The sequence below is a fragment of the uncultured Bacteroides sp. genome (assembly GCF_947632445.1).
Taxonomy (GTDB): Bacteria; Bacteroidota; Bacteroidia; order Bacteroidales; family Bacteroidaceae; genus Bacteroides.
Window position 1 is genome coordinate 12,631 of sequence record NZ_CANRPM010000012.1, and the last position, 18,180, is coordinate 30,810.

An 18,180-nucleotide genomic window follows, 5' to 3' on the forward strand; every position below is an offset into this window, starting at 1 on the left:
TTGTATCCTCGATTTTATCAATTTTGTGCCTTAACCCATCCCGTTCTCTTCCATTATCTCCCGAAACCTGCGACTCCATGCTGACCAACTGAGTTTCTTCTTATAAAGGTGTAAACCACCTTCATGCAAAGCCTGCAATGCCTCAACATTGAGGTTACGCTTGATGCAATCCGCAAAGTCAGCGGCAGTGCTATGCAGGGGCAATTTATAACCGTTCATTCCATCGACAACGTAATCGCCCGTGCCGCCCGTATCATACGTAAAGATAGGCACGCCATAGGCTGATGCTTCACAATAGACAATCGCCGAACACTCTGCCTGCGTAGGTAGCAGAAAAAGAGTAGTCTTCTTCCAAAGTTGTACATAGCGGCGATATTCTTCCGGGTTATTCTTGTTGAGAAAACCAACGTAATCTATGTAGGGCAATCCCGCATACTTTGAAGGCAGATTTCTGATACCGGCAATCACCAACCGGGCTTTGACACCCTGTTCGTTAAGCAACCGAACGGTCTCAACAGCCACATCGCCTCCCTTGCGCTGCCACTCCACCCCTGAGAAAAAGATATTAACGGTTTCTCCAGCGGTGTAGCTCAGTTCGTTTGACATCAGGTCAATATCGTCAATGTTTGCCCCAAACTCTATCACATAGGTCTTTTGAGGATTATAATCGTAATCATTCACCACAGAAGCGGCTGCCCAATGCGATGAGCGCAAGTTTAGTGTGGCACAATGGATGCCCGCCCGTTCGCACTCTTCCCCATGTTCTATGGTCTTGAGGGAGAGCTTTTTCTTCCAATAATAGCCTACCATCAGCCGATGGGTCGTATCTGTATAGAAGATGATGGGAATATTTTTAGGAAGGTAAGGGAGCAGGCCTGAGTTGCAAGGTACAAACAGGTAGTCGCATCCCTTATACAGTTCCTTGTCAATACTGCGTGCACTGAGCTTGCAATAGTCCCGATTATATGCTATTTTGATATGCCGATACCGAAGTTTAGAGAAAACCCGATATAGAAGTTTCATCACTCCATTGGGGCGTGAACATATCCACTTTACCTCATAGCCGGCATTTTCGATTCCTTCCCGAATTTTGAAGATTGTACCACTCCATGCTTTACGATCAATAAACGGGTTTTTCTCAAATATAAACCCGATGATTTTCTTTCTCTTTTCCATCTCAAAATTCACGGCATTTCTTTTCTATTTGATTTGTTGACTGATTTCAGGATACAGCTTCAGAATGTTCGCCAGTACTGCAGCGTTCCGATCTGTTCCCGATTTGAAATTCGCAGTCTTCAAAGACAATTCACGCGGCTTATGCAATCCCCGTGGCTTATTGTACCCGAACGGAACAGGAACAATCGGAGTACCATTGGCCACCGCTGCCGCCCAAAACCAGATATCATCGGTCGTCGGGGCAATTTGGGTAAATAAATCTACGTTTAGCATATCAGATTTCAAAGAATGAGGTGGATACAACACTCCGCCCACACCGGTCTGTATATTCATAAAGCCGGAATGGATTCTCTTCAACACAAAGCTGTACCATCTATATTTGCTCCATTTGCGGTAAGGCAGACCCGGCTTCATACGTTTGGCACGGTGCGCCAATACGGCCTTGGGCAACTGTTCATGCAGACGCAACAAAGACCGCAACATGTGTTTGTGATATGCCACATCATCATCCACCGTCACAATTACCGCATCGGGGAAATCCGACAATGCAGGGATTAGTTTACGGTACGAACGGATATCCCGATCGTAATTCCGTATCTCAAAAATAGGATTCCGGTCAGCAAGTCCAAGCAACTCCTGCGGAATTCCACTTCCATCAAATTGTGAATAGGTAAGATAAAGCACAACCTTATCGGGAAGGACAGAACCGTCCAAAATAGATTGAATGGCCCGTACCGCATACGGTATCGCTGCCGGGAATGAAGTCATGGACACAACGACTTTTTGTTTTGGCCTGCTCGGATTCATATTCTTCTACCAATTAATTCTCCGCAAGGGAATGCGCAAAGATAATACAATAAACGAGAAACAGAGCTATCTACAGGAGGAATTATTCTCGTCAACCCAATTCCTTAACAGGCAAAAAAGAGGGTGACCCAAAAGCCATTCGAAATGGTTCAAAAGGTTACCCTCTTTTCATTGCATCCTGAAACTTCTTCAGGATATATAAATTAACGGTTATCCTCTTGAAGATAAAGAAGATAACCGTTGTTTTTATGGTAAATGTTTATTATATTTAAAGTGTGAAACAAAAAAACAATCAATCATTTACCATGAGTGCAAAGATAGTACATAAATCCTACAATCAAAACGACAGCCTTCTTTTTCCTCCGTCACTGGGCGAACTCATTCCTGAGAATCATCCCGTAAGGACGGTCAGCGCGATAATAGACAGACTGGACATCTCCGGCATAGAGTCGACCTACAAGGGCGGGGGCACGAGCAGCTTCCATCCGCGAATGCTGCTGAAGGTGATCGTGTGTTCCTACATGTGCAACGTCTACTCCGGTCGCAGGATGGAGAGCCTGTTGCACGAGAACGTGAATTACATGTGGCTGTCGGGGATGTCCAGTCCGGATTTCCTTACGATAAACCGCTTCCGCAGCGAGCGGCTGTGCGACGGTCGCTTTGAGGAGCTGTTCCCTCAAACGGTGGTTCTGGTGAACGGGGAGGGTCTGGTGTCGCTGAAGGTCCAGTACATAGACGGGACGAAGATAGAGTCAGCGGCGAACAAGTACACCTTCGTGTGGAAGGGCAGCGTCGAGAAGAACAAGGCGAGGCTGGAGGCGAAAGTTGACGCGGTACTGAAGACGGCGGAGTCTGTCCTCGCCGGCGAGGATGCGGAATGTACGAAAGAGGAGCCTTGCGTAGAGGGGCTTCCGAAACGAACCGGAAGGATACTCCGAAAGATGGACGGGCAGGGCATCAGCGACAGGAAGCTACGCAGGAGCGTGAAGAAGTGAAGGACGAGTCCCTTCCGAAGCTGAAGTCGTACGAGAGGCATCTGGAGACCATGGGAGAGAGGAACAGTTACAGCAAGACGGATCTGATACCACCTTTATGAGGATGAAGGAGGATGCGATGAGAAACGGACAGACCAAGCCGGGATACAACATGCAGATAGCGACGGAGAACCGGTTCATCACCAACTACGGCATCTACTGGAGGCCTACGGACTAGGGTACGATGATACCGTTTCTAGCCTCCTTCAGGGAGAGATACGGGACGCAGAGCGAAGAGGTCGTGGCTGACTCCGGATACGGCAGCGAGGAGAACTACGCGTACATGGCGGACAGCGGCATGGATGCGTATGTCAAGTACCCGATGTTCCACGCCGAGATAAGATGCAGGTATGCCGACAATGCCTTCCTCGTCCGGAACATGTACTACAATGCGGCGGAGGGCTACTATGTATGCCCCATGGGACAGCACATGGAGAGGTGCGGCACACGACACCCCGTTTCAGATCCCGGCTATAGGTCGGAAGTGGCCGTGTACAGGTTCTCAACTGCAAGGGATGCCCGTTCAGGGGAATGTGCTACAAAGGAAGGCCTGACAGGAGAACCGTGGAGGTTAACCACATGGCCAACGGGTTCAAGAGACAGGCAAGGGAGCTGCTCACCAGCGAACGCGGGATGATGCACCGCAGCAACCGTCCCGTCGAACCTGAGGCCGTCTTCGGGGACATCAAGTTCAACCACGGCTTCAAGCGGTTCCGCCTCAGGTTGAACAGGAAAGTAAGGGTCGAGTTCGGCCTCGTCGCGCTTGCCCACAATCTCAGGAAGTGCGCGGTGATCCGCACGGGCAGGACGAAGGAGCAGAATCCAGCTTTGGCAACCGCATAGGAGACCTGCGTGGGCCATCTACGGCCGCACATGACGGGGATAAGTCAAAAACACTCCACGGACAAAACAAAGAAATCGGCTGCAATCAAAAAAGTGCAACCGATTATCTCTCTGCCTAAAAAAAAGAGGCCGTCCTCAAACTTCACTTTTGGGTTGGCCTCCTTTTTATATCAAAACCTATAAGATAATTTAACGTGAGTTCGACGAATTCAAAACAATGCAAGCTGTGTGTCAATCGTTCTCATGACATTGATACACGGCTTCTTTGGAAAACAGCAATATGCGGCAATTGCACTCAAGAGGTTGACAATAAAATTATCAAAGGTTCCATGCCTTGAATGTTCCACTTGTGCTATATTTTTGAGTTCGTCATTGACGGTTTCGATAATGACCCGTTTCCTGAGAAGTAATTTGTCTGAAAGTGACATCAGTGCTCTTTTCATATTGCTTTTTAACTTGGTTATAAGTTGTATGCCGTCCACGAATAATCTGAATTAGTCAAGACTTAATCTGACAGTTTGTTTACTATCGGACAAAAACTGTCAGATTAAGTCTTGACTAATTCATGAACCTCGACAAATACCTCGATTTTTCGTTCAAGATGCGTAATAACCTATTTGAAATGTGGCAGTTACAAGGATTGGAAGGAAAAAGGCGATTGCAAAATCTCGTTTTTCCAGAAGGATTTGTGTACGACAAAAATAAGGACGATATTGAACCTATCAGAGTGAATGGGTTCTTTCTCTTAAATTATTCATTTTCAATAGATAACAGAGATAAAAAAGAAGAGACAAACCGCCAAAATGACGATTTGTCCCTTAGAGTACTCGAAGCGGGACTTGAACCCGCACAGCCGCAATGGCCAAGGGATTTTAAGTCCCTCGTGTCTACCGATTCCACCATTCGAGCATCCCATTGAAGCGGAAAACGAGACTTAAACTCGCGCTTCCAACCGTGGCAGAGTTGTGCGCTCTTGCCAACCGAGCTGTTCCGCAGAATTGTTTGGAAGAACGAAGCAAAGATAAGCAGTTTCAGCATTACAGCCAAACATTTACACAAAAAAGAAGGTTTTCTACAAGAAAATCACCGTCTGTAGAAAACCTTCGCGATACTGTTACTTTACAAGTACCACACAGGCATCACTTTCAACCGTGCCCCAGCAAGCTCTTTTCAGCCTGCTCCATCGCGGAAAAGTTAAAGCCCTCGATTACTTGCTCCATCAGCCGGGTTATGCGGTCGTTGCACAGATTGCCGATACTTCCCTCGTGCGTGTGGCGCACCTCCTTGCAGGGAGTGAAGCGGTGAGCCTCAATGTCGAGTCCCACCTTCTTGTAGGCGTCACGGAAAGGCATGCCTTCACGTGCCAGGCGGTTGACTTCTTCCACACTGAAGATGAGCGAATAGCGGTCGTCGTCGAGGATATGTTCGTTCACCTTGATTTCGTTCACGATGTAGGTGGTCATTTGCAAGCAGTCCTTCAGCTCCCGAAAAGCAGGAAGAAAGACTTCCTTGATGATCTGCAAGTCGCGAAAGTAGCCCGAAGGCAGATTATTCGCAATCATCATAATCTGCTGGGGCAGTGATTGGAGTTTGTTGCACTTGGCACGGATTAGTTCAAAGACATCGGGATTCTTCTTGTGGGGCATGATGCTGGAGCCGGTGGTACATTCGTCGGGCAGCTTAACGAAGCCGAAGTTCTGGCTATTGAACAGGCAGGCGTCGAAGGCCAGCTTAGACAGGGTTCCAGCGATGGTAGCCAACGCAAAAGCCACGTTACGTTCCATCTTGCCACGACCCATTTGGGCATAAACCACGTTGTAGTTCATCGAATCGAAGCCCAGCAAACGGGTGGTCATCGTGCGGTCGAGTGGAAAGGACGAGCCGTAGCCGGCAGCCGATCCAAGAGGATTGCGGTTGCACATGCGGAAAGCAGCTTGCAAGAACATCATGTCGTCCACGAGGCTCTCGGCATAGGCGCCGAACCACAGGCCGAAGGACGAAGGCATAGCTATCTGCAAATGGGTATAACCGGGCATGAGGACGTCCTTGTAGCGATCGCTCTGACGGATAAGCACGCCGAAAAGCTGTTCAACGGCTTCGGTGATGTCCCTAATCTGCTCCCGGGTAAAGAGTTTCAGGTCGAGCAGCACCTGGTCGTTGCGCGAACGGCCGCTATGAATCTTTTTGCCTACATCGCCCAACTTGCGGGTAAGCATGAGCTCTACCTGTGAATGAACGTCTTCGACGCCATCCTCGATAACGAACTCACCCCGTTCAGCCTGGGCGTAAATTTGCTTCAGTTCAGCCAAGAGCTGCTCCAATTCGTCTTTTTCAAGCAATCCGATACTCTGAAGCATGGAGATGTGAGCCATGGAGCCCAGCACGTCGTGCTTGGCCAAATAGAGGTCCATTTCGCGGTCGCGCCCCACAGTGAAGCGCTCGATATCCTTGTTTACCTGTACTGATTTTTCCCAAAGTTTCTGTGCCATATCATTCTCCTCCACACAAATCTGTTAATATTGTATCAGGGCCAACATGTCGGCCATCTTCTCCAACCCTTCCTGCAAGGGCTTTTGCACCATGACCTTCATAAAGGGGTTGAGCTCCATACCGATGGTAAGCTTTATCTTGCACTCGGCTTCGCCTGTGGACACAATCTGAATCCACAGGTTGAAGGGCAGCGGCGAAGTGGTAGTACCGAACTTGATGCACTTCTCGGGTTCGCGCTCCACAATTTCCAGCGTAACGGTTCCCACAGGAGAGATCTCGACACTGAGGGTATCCGCCGTAAACTCCAGGTTCTTCACTTTGTCTTCGGGCAGGCGGCTCTTAATCTTCTCCAGATTGCTCAAATCGGATAATTTGCCATAAACGGCACTTTGGGAGGCAGGAATTACTTTCACTCTACTCTCAAACTTCATCATATATTTTCAACTTAAATAAAGACAAAAAGAACCTTTCAGGCAGAATTGCCCGAACGGTTCTTTCTTTAACTATCACCATAAAACAAGATTTCTTACTTCCCGGCATCCCAGTGTGCAGGATCTTTTCTCCATTCTTCTAACGTAGGAATATCGCCATCTTCAATGTAGCCGGTACGCAAAGCGACTTCGAGTACAGCTTCATAGTTGGTCAGTGTAACCAAAGGCACTTTTGCTTCCTTGAAGGCTTTTTCAGAGATGGGGAAGCCGTAAGTATAAGAAGCTACTATACCAATCACCTCACAACCGTCACGACGAATGGCCTCAACAGCCTTCAGGCTGCTACCACCCGTCGAAATGAGATCTTCAACGACAACGACTTTCATACCGGGACGAAGCTCGCCCTCGATCAGGTTCTCCAATCCATGGTCTTTAGGAGTGGAGCGTACATATACAAACGGAAGGTTCAGCGTGTCGGCCACCAAAGCACCCTGAGGAATGGCGCCCGTAGCTACTCCAGCGATAGCATCCACCTGTCCGAAACGTTCCAAAATGAGTCGCGTAATTTCAATCTTTACAAAATTGCGAAGAGAAGGATAAGAAAGGGTCTTGCGGTTATCACAATAGAAAGGCGATTTCCAACCTGAAGCCCAAGTAAAAGGATTAGCCGGTTGTATCTTTACAGCTTTGATTTTCAGCAATTTCTCTGCAAACAATTTTTCTAAATTTCTCATAGCAAACTATTCTTACGATCAAATATGGTACAAAAATACGGAATCGGAATGAAAGTAAAAAATGAAAAGATACATATTTTTTGTCCATCTATTCATTTTCCTCAGAAATATCCATACAACGGCGTACATCCTCTATCGTAAACCCGCGCCCTAAGGCAAAACGGACAAGTTTACCTTCCAACTCGCGGACATTGGCAGCACGCACTGTCTTCCGCTTGGCAGTCAGCAGGGCCCGAAGTCCCGATAAATAATCGGATTCATCGATCACCTCGTCCAGCAATGGTGCATAAACCGTAGATGGCAAATGCTTGGTCTTCAATGCCAATCCAATCTTCACCTTCCCCCAGCGGGCAAAAAGATACTTGTCGCGGATGAAAGCCCGACAATAACGCTCTTCATCGAGAAAACGTTCGCTTTCCAAAGTGGCAATAATCTCTTCTGCGGTTTCACGCTCTACTCCCCAACGGAAAAGCTTTTCTTCCACATCCACCCGACAACGCTCTGCTACGGAGCAATAGGCGGAAAGACGCGTCAAAGCTTCCTTTACATCCATTTCCTTATTCATCTCTATTTCTCAGCAATTACAAAACGATCATTTTGTGACAAATCTTTTTCCACACGCACCCTGACATATCCCATCACACGAAGCATATCCACCACCTCGCGGCCATAAGCTCTATTGATTTCAAAATAAAGCCGGCCGCCCCGGTTCAGCATACCGCGCCCCAAGGTGGCTATGCAACGGTAAAAGCGCAAGGGATCGTCATCGGGCACAAACAGAGCGAGGGATGGTTCCCACTGAAGTACATTGGGCTTCATATTTACCTTTTCGGCCTCGGTGACATAGGGCGGATTGCTTACGATGACATCATAACATGATCCGGCTTCGTCCATCCGGCAGGTGAGTACGTCACACTCCACAAAACGCACGTCCGCCTGAAGCTTGCGGGCATTGGCACGTGCCACGCCGAGGGCTTCGGGAGACACGTCCCAAGCCGTCACCGAGGTATCGGGAAGCTCTTTGGCCAGCGAAATGGCAATGCAACCGCTACCAGTCCCCACATCCAATATCCGTGCATTCGCAGGTATTTCCTTCAGCATCAGTTCCACCAGTTCCTCCGTCTCAGGACGCGGGATGAGCACACCAGGTGCAACCAAAAACTCTCTTCCGAGGAAAAAAGTACGGCCTTCGATGTACTGTAAAGGTTCAAATCGGGACAAACGTTGCAGAATGTCTTCCAGTTCTTGTTCTTTTTTTGGAGATAAAACTATATCTTTGCCCACATAATAGTCGGTCGGCGCCTGTCCCAACAGATCACAACACACGAAACGTGAAAGGGCGGAAACTTCTTCTGCCGTATAATAAGGCTGAAGACGGCTACGGATATGGGCAACGATCTTATTCATCATTAATTATTAAAACACCCCAAGGGATAAAGAAGTCTTTTAAACTAAACTGCAAAAGTACACATTATCCCCTAAAAAGAAGTATATGGAAGACGAAAAATACATGCGACGCTGCATCCAGCTGGCATACAACGGGCTCTGCAACACAGCCCCCAACCCGATGGTAGGAGCAGTCATTGTACACAATGAACAAATCATAGGAGAAGGATATCACGTGCGTTGCGGACAGACACACGCCGAAGTGAACGCCATCCGCTCCGTCAAGAACCCCGATTTATTGAAGGAATCGACTATATACGTCAGCCTGGAGCCATGTGCCCATTATGGCAAAACGCCTCCCTGCGCTGATTTAATCATAGAAAAACAGATACCACGCATCGTTATCGGATGTCAAGACCCGTTTGCGAAAGTAGCAGGGAAAGGCATACAGAAGCTGCGCGATGCCGGCCGCGAGGTTATTGTAGGGGTACTCGAAGAAGAATGCCTGCAATTGAACCGCCGTTTCATCACTTTCCACACCCGAAAGCGTCCTTTTATCACCCTGAAATGGGCAGAGTCGGCCGACGGCTTTATTGACCGGCTAAGGACGGAAGGCACCCCGACCATACTCTCCAGTCCATTGACCGGCATGCTGGTTCACAAACTGAGGACGGAACATGCCGCCATCCTCATAGGCACTGACACCGCACGGCTCGACAACCCCCGACTTAACGTGCGCCACTGGTATGGTTCCACCCCCGTGCGCATCACCATCGACCGACACCATCGTCTGTCCCAAGACCTAAACCTGTTCGACGGTTCACAGCCCACATTGGTATATGTAAAAGAAAACTTATCCGAAATATTGAAAGATTTGTACGAACGCCAGTTACAATCTCTTTTGGTGGAAGGAGGACGCCAACTTCTCCAGTCGTTTATCAACGCTGGCTTATGGGACGAAATCATTGTAGAAGAAACGCCCCTGATACTGGGCGAAGGCGTGAAAGCTCCCCAGTTATCCCCGCAGAACATCTACCGCAGGGAATGCCATTTTAGGCGAGGATACCGTCATTACTTCGCACAGGAAAAACATCTGACGGGAACAGGTACTCCTACCCGACAAGGCCTCTAACGCTGAACCATTTTATCGACAAAAAGGCTCATATTATCTATAATTTTATATAAAACTTCTCCGTAAAGGTAATTATAGAAAAAAATGTTCCTATTTTTGCAGTTTGAATAAACAATATAACAACAAATGAGATTAAAACTGTTATCCGTTATCATAAATTTTCTTATTGTATCTATTGTCATCAGTTCGTGTCTGAGTTCAGATAACAATTATGAATACAGCACCGATGCTACCGTTCACGCATTCAAGCTCGACACTATTTATGGCGTAAACTATAAATTCGAAATAGACCAAATTCAGCGACTCATCTATAATCGCGACTCCCTCCCCATGAGTGCTGATACCCTTATAGACAGCATCAAAATCACTACATTTACAACGACAAGCGGCATTATCATGTCGGGTACGCCTGACACGCTGTTCAATACGGACAACTACCAGAACCTGCTTCCCGCCATGAACTCGGAAAGCGGATTGCAATTCAAGGTGATAGCAGCAGACGGCATCACAAGCCGCCTCTACAGGCTAATTATCAATGTCCACAAGGAAGATCCAGACTCGCTTGTATGGCACAAAATGGCTTCGGCTCCTGCTATCACAACGACAGAACAAGGTCTGAAATCGATTGTATTAAATGACGAATTGTTTGTCTTCAATGCCCCCAATGCCGGTTACAAGACATCCATTGTCCCCAGTGAATACAGCTGGCAGAGTATTACGCCCAACCTGCCAACCAACACTAAACTCAACACTCTCACCAACTTTCAAGGAAAACTTTGGGTAAATACAGAAGAGGGAGCTGTTTACTCTTCGACAAATGGTATCAACTGGCAAAAGCAGGAAGCTTTGAGCGGGCATATCGTAAATCTGTTGACTGCTTTTCCCGCCAACGAAATCAGCAGAACTCCTACCCAACTGAGCGCTATTATGAAGAGCGAAATCGACGGAAAGAAATACTTTTGTATCACTGAAGGCGCCACATGGGTTCAGCAGGACGAAGTACCCGAAGACTTCCCAACCGCTGACTATTCCGCTTGCACCTTGACTACATCGAACGGTCTGAACAAGGCATTCTTGGTAGGCAACGTGTCACAAGATAACAATGAACAAACCGTACCCTGGTCGTCTATGACTGGTTATGGCTGGGTAAATCTGATCACTACGACCACTTCACATTGTCCTGCCTTGACTAATCCCAGCATCATCTATTATGACGATGCACTCTACATCATGGGAGGCAAACTGGAAGCTTTTTATAAATCGGCAACAGGCGGTATCGCATGGGAAAAGCAGAGGAAAAAATTCTTATTCCCCACAGAATTCGCATCGAAAGGCACCTCATACACAATCTCAGTAGACAAAAACAATTTCATTTGGATCATATGGGGAGGTGCCACAAACGAAGTATGGCGCGGTTGCCTCAACAAATTAAAGAAATACTAATATCGCTTTATAGATATAAAGATGTCATATAGAGAACAAATCGACCTTGATCGGGTGCCACAGCATGTAACCATCATCATGGATGGAAACGGAAGATGGGCCAAGCAACGCGGACACGAACGTAGTTTTGGTCACCAAGCCGGTGCAGAAACTGTGCACATCATAGCCGAAGAAGCAGCAAGGATGGGTGTCAAATATTTGACTCTCTACACATTCTCTACCGAAAATTGGAACCGTCCTGAAGCAGAAATCAGTGCACTAATGGAACTGCTGTTCAATTCCATTGAGGAAGAAACGTTCATGAAAAACAACATTAGTTTCCGTGTGATTGGTGACATCGCCAAACTGCCTGCCAATGTACAAAACCGTTTGAACAGTTGTATCGAACATACATCGGCCAATACAGGCATGTGCCTCGTCCTGGCCTTAAGCTATTCCTCTCGTTGGGAGCTAACCGAAGCAACACGGCAAATAGCCGAAAAGATTAAAAACGGTATTCTATCTCCAGAACAAATAGATGATCGTACCATCAGCCGGCATTTGGCTACCAACTTCATGCCCGACCCCGACTTACTGATACGGACAGGGGGTGAAATCCGCTTGAGCAATTATCTGTTGTGGCAATGTGCCTATTCGGAACTCTACTTCTGCGACACCTATTGGCCCGACTTTCACGAAGAAGAATTCTGTCGCGCCATCTGTGACTATCAGAAACGTGAAAGAAGATTTGGTAAAACCAGTGAACAAATCAGTTGAAACCATAAATAGAATATAGTAATCTGTAATCAGTGAAATAATGCATTATCGTATCTTCTCCATATTCGTAACAGCCCTTCTCCTCATTAGTTGCCTGCCGACAGCATTTGCGCAAGACAACCAATCAGAAAAACCCGTTGTGCTCTATGGCACCCCGAAGAAATATGAAATAGCAGACATCAAAGTGGAAGGCGCCGAAAATTATGAAGATTATGTCATCATCAACCTGTCCGGCCTCTCAAAAGGACAGCTGATCACCATCCCTGGCGATGAAATCACCCAAGCCTGTAAACGCTATTGGCGTCACGGACTTTTCTCTGACGTATCTATCACATGCGACAAGGTGGAAGGCGATAAGGCATGGCTCACCATCCACGTGGTGATGCGTCCGCGTGTATCGGAGATTCATTTTCATGGCATCAAGAAGTCTGAACGCGAAGACTTGGAGGCCAAAATCGGAATGATCAAGGGGAATCAGATCACTCCCAATCAGATAGACCGTGCCAAAACCCTGATAGATCGCTATTTCGACGACAAGGGTTTTAAAAACGCAGAAGTCATCATCAATCAAAAAGATGATAAGAATAATGAAAATCAAGTGATTGTCGACATTGAAATCGACAAAAAAGAGAAAGTAAAGGTACACAAGATTACAATCGAAGGAAACAACGCCATCACCGTCAAGAAACTGAAACGCGTGATGAAGAAGACCAACGAAAAGGGCAAGCTGTTGAACCTGTTCCGCACCAAGAAGTTCGTAGAGGAAAACTACGAGGCAGACAAACAACTCATCATCGACAAGTATAACGAGCTGGGTTATCGTGATGCCATAATTGTGACCGATAGTGTGACACCTTATGATGAAAAGACCGTCAACGTTTACCTGCAAATCGAAGAAGGGCAGAAATACTACCTGCGTAACGTGACATGGGTGGGCAACACGCTTTATCCATCTGAACAGTTGGACTACTTGCTTCGCATGAAAAAAGGCGACGTCTACAACCAGAAGTTACTCGAAGAGCGTACATCAACCGATGAAGATGCCATCGGGAATTTGTATTACAACAACGGTTATCTGTTCTACAGTCTCGATCCTGTAGAAGTAAATATCGTAGGCGACTCCATCGACCTTGAAATGCGTATCTACGAAGGGCGTCAGGCTACCATCAATAAGATTATCATCAGCGGTAACGACCGTGTTTACGAGAATATTGTACGCCGCGAACTTCGTACCCGTCCGGGCGACCTCTTCAGCCGTGAGGAATTGATGCGTTCCCTGCGTGAAATACAACAGATGGGACATTTTGACCCAGAGCAACTTCAACCGGACATTAAGCCGCGTCCTGAAGACGGTACGGTAGACATCGGCTATCCGCTTGTTTCCAAAGCCAACGACCAGGTGGAATTCTCGGCAGGTTGGGGACAGACTGGTGTTATCGGTAAACTTAGCCTGAAATTTACCAACTTCTCGCTGGCTAACTTGCTACACCCAGGTGAGAACTATCGAGGCATCCTGCCGCAAGGTGACGGACAGACACTGACTATCAGCGGCCAAACCAACGCTAAATACTACCAGTCGTATAGTGTATCATTCTACGACCCGTGGTTCGGCGGCAAGCGTCCGAATGCTTTCTCCGTGTCAGCCTTCTATTCTCGCCAGACAGATATCAGTAGCCGCTACTATAACGATGCTTACTATAACAGCTACTACAACAGCCTCTATAGCGGCATGTATGGCTATGGTCTCTACAACTATGGTAACTATACGAACTATGAGAACTATTATGATCCTGACAAGTCGGTTCAAATGTATGGTTTAGCTGTCATGTTTGGTAAGCGTCTGAAGTGGCCCGATGACTACTTCCAGTTCACCGCCGAGCTTTCTTATCAACGTTATATTTTGAAAGACTGGCAATACTTCCCTGTAACCAACGGAAAGTGTAACGATTTGAGTATCAACCTGACCCTTTCGCGAAGCTCTATTGACAGCCCGATTTATCCGCGCCAAGGATCTGAATTCTCGCTCTCAGTACAGTTTACACCGCCTTACTCTCTGTTTAACGGAATAGACTATAGCAAATACAACCTGAACAATCAGGATGACATCAACAAGATGCACAAGTGGGTAGAATATCACAAATGGAAATTCAAATCGAAAGTGTACATCCCGTTGATGGACCCATACAACGTGAAGCGTACACCTGTTCTTATGGGTCGTGTTGAATTTGGTTTGCTGGGCCATTATGATAAGCATAAGAAGTCACCGTTTGGCACCTTCGAAGTGGGTGGCGACGGTATGACCGGCTATTCCTACTACGCGACCGAAACGATTGCCCTGCGTGGCTACGAAAACGGTTCATTAGCTTCTTATGGGAATGAAGGTTATGCCTATACTCGCCTTGGCCTTGAGTTGCGCTACCCGCTGATGCTCGAAACCAGTACCAGCATTTATGCCCTGACTTTTGTCGAAGCCGGTAATGCTTGGCAAAAAGTAAACGACTTCAATCCCTTCGAACTGAAACGCTCGGCTGGTGTCGGTGTCCGCATTTTCCTCCCGATGGTAGGTATGATGGGTATCGACTGGGCTTATGGTTTCGACAAAGTACGTGGTTCAAGTTCGTATGGCGGAAGCCAGTTCCACTTCATCCTGGGACAAGAATTCTAACATTAGTTTCACCAAAACCAATAAGTTATGAAGAAGAGTGTTTTTACCCTGTTGCTACTGACCATCTTCAGTGTGACAACCTATGCGCAGAAGTTTGCGTTGATTGACATGGAATATATCCTGGAGAATATTCCTGCTTACGAAAATGCCAACCAACAACTGGAACAAGCCAGCAAACAATGGCAGGCAGAAATAGAAAAAGCGGGACAGGAAGCTAAAAGTTTATATGAGAGTTATCAGGCTGCAGCCAAGAACCTGACGGAAACACAACGCACCCAGAAAGAGAATGAAATCGTAGAAAAAGAGAAGTCTTTGGCTGAACTCCGCCACAAATATTTTGGTCCCGAAGGCGAACTTTATAAGAAACGCGAAGCCTTAATAGGCCCGATTCAAGATCAAATCTACAACGCTGTCAAAGAAATCGCAACCCAACGAGGATATGCAGTTGTAACCGACCGTGCATCGGCCTCCAGCATCATATTTGCCTCTCCTGAAATCGATATCAGCAACGAAGTGCTGGCAAGGTTAGGATATTCCAATTAAAATCAATATATTTGCACGGAAGTCAACAAAAGGAATAATAATCAATTTAAAAATAAACATTATGCTTAAAAAAATCGCACTCATCGCAGTTATGTTCATCCTCCCCTTGGGAGCAATGGCACAAGCAAAATTCGGCCACATGAATTCGCAGGAAATCATCACCGTGATGCCTGAATTCACTAAAGCACAGGCCGACTTGGATGCATTGTCAAAACAATATCGTGAAGAAATGCAACGTTCGGAAGAAGAATTCAACAGAAAGTATCAGGAACTGCTTCAACAACAGGATTCTCTACCTAAAAACATTTTGGAAAGACGTTCAAAAGAAGTGCAGGACATGGCACAACGCCAGCAACAATTCCAACAGGAAGCCTATCAAGCAATGGAAAAGGCTCAGCAAGAAGCTATGGTTCCCATCTATAAGAAACTGGACGATGCTGTTCAAGCTGTAGGTAAAGCAGAAGACGTTGTCTATATCTTCGATATCGCCCGTACACCGGTTGCTTACATCGGCGCAGGAAGTATTGATCTGACCGCGAAGGTAAAAGCCCAACTCGGAATAAAATAATCACAACTTATAAACCAATCGATCCCGAAATGCATCCTATGTATTTTCGGGATTTTTTTGGGCATTATGCAAAATAGCCTCCCGTAACAACCTTGATATTCGAATAAAATCAGTAAGTTTGTGAATAGATTACTCAAAAAACGAGGCATGAAACATATATTACCATCCCAACCGGGCCCTATCGGCGTTTTCGACTCCGGTTATGGCGGACTGACCATCTTGAGCAAATTCAAAGAAATACTTCCGCAGAACGACTTCATCTACCTGGGCGACAACGCTCGGACGCCTTACGGAACGCGTTCCTTCGAAATCGTATATGAATTCACATTACAAGCTGTAACACGTCTCTTTGAACTGGGTTGTCATCTGGTCATATTGGCCTGCAACACTGCTTCAGCCAAAGCTTTGCGAAGCATACAAATCAATAATTTACCCCAGCTCGACCCAAACCGGCGTGTATTGGGTGTCATCCGCCCCACCGTAGAGTGTATCGGCAGTATTACCCAAAGTAAGCATGTCGGCATCCTGGCCACCTCCGGCACTATCAAATCGGAATCGTATATCATGGAAGTACATAAGCTTTTCCCGGAAATCAAGGTAACAGGACAAGCGTGTCCCATGTGGGTTCCACTTGTTGAATACAACGAAGCCCAAGCACCGGGTGCCGACTACTTCGTGAAGAAATACATCGACGAGCTGCTTGCCAAAGACAATCGGATTGACACAATCATCTTAGGGTGTACTCATTATCCTCTGCTTTTGCCCAAAATAAAGCAATATGTACCAGAAAGTATCCACATTGTTTCGCAAGGTGAGTTAGTAGCCAACAGTTTGCTGGATTACCTCAAACGCCATCCCGAAATGAACGAACGATGCACACATGGAGGAACTTGTACTTACTTTACCACAGAAGCTGAAGAGAAATTTGCCGACTCCGCATCGGCCTTCCTTAATGAACCGATTCAAGTCAGTCATCTGGACCTTAATGATTAGCATTGCAAAATGCAACGTATCTATATTGATACTTTACAGAATTAGTCAAGTACCTTACCATGATTTGTTGCAATCTGTATCATGCGGTCATAGTCCTCGGAGCTCAGATCCATAAAGTAATAATTGACCGGATTAACCACCTGCCCTTTGACGTGGACCTCGTAATGTAGGTGCGGGCCGGTACTTTTACCTGTACTGCCCACTCCGCCTATCACCTCTCCACGCACCACCTTCTTGCCCAGTTTAGTACGGAAATCCTTCAAATGGGCATACCACGTCTGATAACCAAAACCATGATCAATGATAATCGTATTGCCATATCCCGTCTGCCAACCCATCTTTACCACCGTACCATCGCCCGTCGCATAAACGTCTGTGCCAGGATGGGCAGAGAAGTCCATACCCGAATGGAATTTGGTCGTGCCATATATCGGATCGATACGTGTACCATAGCCCGAAGCCGTCTGTTTCAAGTCTTTATTGGAAATTGGTTGTATGGCCGGAATACAGCGAAGCATCTCGTCGTGCTGCTTACACATGCGAACCACATCATCGAACGAATGCGACTGAATGTAGAGTTGCTTCGCGAGCATATCCATCTTCTGTGTGGTATGTACCACCAGCTTCGAGTTGGCCATCTTCATCAGGTGTTCGTAACGGTTAGTCCCCCCATAACCTCCCTGACGGATAGCTGTCGGCACGGGGTCAGCCATGAAGATAACTCTATAAAGATTATCATCACGTTGCTGAATGTCCTGCAACACGCCCATAGCCTCATCCATCCGACGCGAGAGTACATTATACTGCGCCTGCAACTGGCTGTTCTCCATCCTCAATTCCTTTTCCGAAGGTGAACCGAAAATTAGAAGAAGCACCATGAAACTGCCCGCTCCCAATCCCATGCCAATGAAAAGACGGCGCAGATAACTCATTACCCGCTGCTTCAACGTAGGGTAAATGCGGTCGTAAGTCTGCGTTTGCGGATTGTATATGTAGTAAACTTTGCGCATCTTTTTGGAAATATTTCATTAGCCCATGCGGCAAAAGTAATAAAAACGAGCTATCTTTGCACAGTTTTTTTGAGTTTTTAAGTTATTGAGCTTTTGTACATTCCGCTTTTTCCAACAAGCAGGATGTCCCCACCTTACAAAAGACAGCAAGGACAAGCATAAGTTAACT

General features: G+C 46.8%; 17 protein-coding genes, 2 tRNA genes and 2 pseudogenes. 9 read left to right on the forward strand and 12 right to left on the reverse strand.

Annotated features, from left to right (window positions below; translation table 11 throughout):
* Positions 1-30 precede the first annotated feature (30 nt).
* Both Q0Z70_RS04075 and Q0Z70_RS04080 read right to left on the reverse strand, forming a co-directional pair.
* Positions 31-1,176 carry a glycosyltransferase family 4 protein gene (locus Q0Z70_RS04075; protein ID WP_298072855.1) on the reverse strand — a complete coding sequence of 382 codons (1,146 nt, stop codon included), beginning with the start codon at positions 1,174-1,176 and terminating at the stop codon, positions 31-33.
* A gap of 24 nt (positions 1,177-1,200) precedes the next feature.
* On the reverse strand, positions 1,201-1,944 hold the full coding sequence (locus Q0Z70_RS04080) for a glycosyltransferase (protein ID WP_298072856.1): 744 nt from the start codon (positions 1,942-1,944) through the stop codon (positions 1,201-1,203).
* A gap of 344 nt (positions 1,945-2,288) precedes the next feature.
* Here Q0Z70_RS04080 and Q0Z70_RS04085 point away from each other — a divergent pair, with 344 nt between their 5' ends.
* On the forward strand, positions 2,289-2,978 hold the full coding sequence (locus tag Q0Z70_RS04085) for a transposase (protein ID WP_298072857.1): 690 nt from the start codon (positions 2,289-2,291) through the stop codon (positions 2,976-2,978).
* A 235-nt stretch (positions 2,979-3,213) separates the two neighbouring features.
* Here the strand turns inward: Q0Z70_RS04085 and Q0Z70_RS04090 are convergent, their stop codons facing one another.
* Positions 3,214-3,471, reverse strand: a complete 258-nt coding sequence (locus tag Q0Z70_RS04090) for a hypothetical protein (protein WP_298072858.1) — start codon at positions 3,469-3,471, stop codon at positions 3,214-3,216.
* 62 nt (positions 3,472-3,533) lie between these two features.
* Between Q0Z70_RS04090 and Q0Z70_RS04095 the strand changes: the two are divergent.
* Positions 3,534-3,860 (forward strand): annotated as a pseudogene (locus Q0Z70_RS04095) (transposase); the annotation flags it as partial.
* Positions 3,861-4,069: 209 nt separating this feature from the next.
* On the opposite strand, the pseudogene Q0Z70_RS04100 reads toward Q0Z70_RS04095, so the two are convergent.
* From Q0Z70_RS04100 to prmC, 8 genes and pseudogenes are all read right to left on the reverse strand, one after another.
* Positions 4,070-4,351 (reverse strand): annotated as a pseudogene (locus Q0Z70_RS04100) (transposase); the annotation flags it as partial.
* Between the two features lie 333 nt (positions 4,352-4,684).
* Positions 4,685-4,769 (reverse strand) — tRNA-Leu (locus Q0Z70_RS04105).
* Positions 4,770-4,779: 10 nt separating this feature from the next.
* Positions 4,780-4,854: transfer RNA gene (locus tag Q0Z70_RS04110), tRNA-Gly, on the reverse strand.
* A gap of 151 nt (positions 4,855-5,005) precedes the next feature.
* The gene (argH, locus tag Q0Z70_RS04115; RefSeq protein ID WP_298072859.1) at positions 5,006-6,349 is read right to left on the reverse strand and encodes an argininosuccinate lyase; all 1,344 of its coding nucleotides are present in this window, start codon (positions 6,347-6,349) and stop codon (positions 5,006-5,008) included.
* Positions 6,350-6,373: 24 nt separating this feature from the next.
* Positions 6,374-6,784: an SRPBCC family protein gene (locus tag Q0Z70_RS04120; RefSeq protein WP_298072860.1), complete on the reverse strand. Its 411-nt coding sequence runs from the start codon at positions 6,782-6,784 to the stop codon at positions 6,374-6,376.
* A 92-nt stretch (positions 6,785-6,876) separates the two neighbouring features.
* The gene (gene pyrE / locus Q0Z70_RS04125; protein WP_298072861.1) at positions 6,877-7,515 is read right to left on the reverse strand and encodes an orotate phosphoribosyltransferase; all 639 of its coding nucleotides are present in this window, start codon (positions 7,513-7,515) and stop codon (positions 6,877-6,879) included.
* 88 nt (positions 7,516-7,603) lie between these two features.
* A complete protein-coding gene (locus tag Q0Z70_RS04130) occupies positions 7,604-8,080 on the reverse strand; it encodes a regulatory protein RecX (protein ID WP_298072862.1) in 477 nt (158 codons plus the stop codon).
* A gap of 2 nt (positions 8,081-8,082) precedes the next feature.
* Positions 8,083-8,922, reverse strand: a complete 840-nt coding sequence (prmC, locus tag Q0Z70_RS04135; RefSeq protein WP_298072896.1) for a peptide chain release factor N(5)-glutamine methyltransferase — start codon at positions 8,920-8,922, stop codon at positions 8,083-8,085.
* 85 nt (positions 8,923-9,007) lie between these two features.
* Between prmC and ribD the strand changes: the two genes are divergently transcribed.
* The 7 genes from ribD (at position 9,008) to murI (ending at position 17,001) form a co-directional block, all read left to right on the forward strand.
* Entirely contained in the window at positions 9,008-10,033 is a 1,026-nt protein-coding gene (gene ribD, locus Q0Z70_RS04140; RefSeq protein WP_298072863.1) for a bifunctional diaminohydroxyphosphoribosylaminopyrimidine deaminase/5-amino-6-(5-phosphoribosylamino)uracil reductase RibD, read from the forward strand.
* A 126-nt stretch (positions 10,034-10,159) separates the two neighbouring features.
* Positions 10,160-11,476, forward strand: coding sequence for a DUF6242 domain-containing protein (locus Q0Z70_RS04145; protein ID WP_298072864.1), 1,317 nt, complete (start codon positions 10,160-10,162; stop codon positions 11,474-11,476).
* Between the two features lie 21 nt (positions 11,477-11,497).
* Positions 11,498-12,232 carry an isoprenyl transferase gene (locus tag Q0Z70_RS04150; RefSeq protein WP_298072865.1) on the forward strand — a complete coding sequence of 245 codons (735 nt, stop codon included), beginning with the start codon at positions 11,498-11,500 and terminating at the stop codon, positions 12,230-12,232.
* A 40-nt stretch (positions 12,233-12,272) separates the two neighbouring features.
* Complete coding sequence (gene bamA / locus Q0Z70_RS04155; RefSeq protein WP_298072866.1) at positions 12,273-14,897, forward strand: outer membrane protein assembly factor BamA; 2,625 nt, start codon at positions 12,273-12,275, stop codon at positions 14,895-14,897.
* Between the two features lie 27 nt (positions 14,898-14,924).
* Positions 14,925-15,440: an OmpH family outer membrane protein gene (locus tag Q0Z70_RS04160; protein ID WP_298072867.1), complete on the forward strand. Its 516-nt coding sequence runs from the start codon at positions 14,925-14,927 to the stop codon at positions 15,438-15,440.
* A 61-nt stretch (positions 15,441-15,501) separates the two neighbouring features.
* Entirely contained in the window at positions 15,502-16,008 is a 507-nt protein-coding gene (locus tag Q0Z70_RS04165) for an OmpH family outer membrane protein (protein WP_298072868.1), read from the forward strand.
* A gap of 147 nt (positions 16,009-16,155) precedes the next feature.
* Positions 16,156-17,001: a glutamate racemase gene (gene murI / locus Q0Z70_RS04170; protein ID WP_298072869.1), complete on the forward strand. Its 846-nt coding sequence runs from the start codon at positions 16,156-16,158 to the stop codon at positions 16,999-17,001.
* A 41-nt stretch (positions 17,002-17,042) separates the two neighbouring features.
* Here murI and Q0Z70_RS04175 read toward each other — a convergent pair whose 3' ends face one another.
* Positions 17,043-18,011 carry a M23 family metallopeptidase gene (locus Q0Z70_RS04175; protein WP_298072870.1) on the reverse strand — a complete coding sequence of 323 codons (969 nt, stop codon included), beginning with the start codon at positions 18,009-18,011 and terminating at the stop codon, positions 17,043-17,045.
* Positions 18,012-18,180 lie beyond the last annotated feature (169 nt).

Coding starts and splice junctions, on each gene's coding strand:
- Q0Z70_RS04075 (WP_298072855.1), bottom strand. CDS start 1,176: ATGGAAAAGAGAAAGAAAATCATCGGGTTTATATTTGAGAAAAACCCG.
- Q0Z70_RS04080 (WP_298072856.1), bottom strand. CDS start 1,944: ATGACTTCATTCCCGGCAGCGATACCGTATGCGGTACGGGCCATTCAA.
- Q0Z70_RS04085 (WP_298072857.1), top strand. CDS start 2,289: ATGAGTGCAAAGATAGTACATAAATCCTACAATCAAAACGACAGCCTT.
- argH (WP_298072859.1), bottom strand. CDS start 6,349: ATGGCACAGAAACTTTGGGAAAAATCAGTACAGGTAAACAAGGATATC.
- Q0Z70_RS04120 (WP_298072860.1), bottom strand. CDS start 6,784: ATGATGAAGTTTGAGAGTAGAGTGAAAGTAATTCCTGCCTCCCAAAGT.
- pyrE (WP_298072861.1), bottom strand. CDS start 7,515: ATGAGAAATTTAGAAAAATTGTTTGCAGAGAAATTGCTGAAAATCAAA.
- Q0Z70_RS04130 (WP_298072862.1), bottom strand. CDS start 8,080: ATGAATAAGGAAATGGATGTAAAGGAAGCTTTGACGCGTCTTTCCGCC.
- prmC (WP_298072896.1), bottom strand. CDS start 8,922: ATGAATAAGATCGTTGCCCATATCCGTAGCCGTCTTCAGCCTTATTAT.
- ribD (WP_298072863.1), top strand. CDS start 9,008: ATGGAAGACGAAAAATACATGCGACGCTGCATCCAGCTGGCATACAAC.
- Q0Z70_RS04145 (WP_298072864.1), top strand. CDS start 10,160: ATGAGATTAAAACTGTTATCCGTTATCATAAATTTTCTTATTGTATCT.
- Q0Z70_RS04150 (WP_298072865.1), top strand. CDS start 11,498: ATGTCATATAGAGAACAAATCGACCTTGATCGGGTGCCACAGCATGTA.
- bamA (WP_298072866.1), top strand. CDS start 12,273: ATGCATTATCGTATCTTCTCCATATTCGTAACAGCCCTTCTCCTCATT.
- Q0Z70_RS04160 (WP_298072867.1), top strand. CDS start 14,925: ATGAAGAAGAGTGTTTTTACCCTGTTGCTACTGACCATCTTCAGTGTG.
- Q0Z70_RS04165 (WP_298072868.1), top strand. CDS start 15,502: ATGCTTAAAAAAATCGCACTCATCGCAGTTATGTTCATCCTCCCCTTG.
- murI (WP_298072869.1), top strand. CDS start 16,156: ATGAAACATATATTACCATCCCAACCGGGCCCTATCGGCGTTTTCGAC.
- Q0Z70_RS04175 (WP_298072870.1), bottom strand. CDS start 18,011: ATGCGCAAAGTTTACTACATATACAATCCGCAAACGCAGACTTACGAC.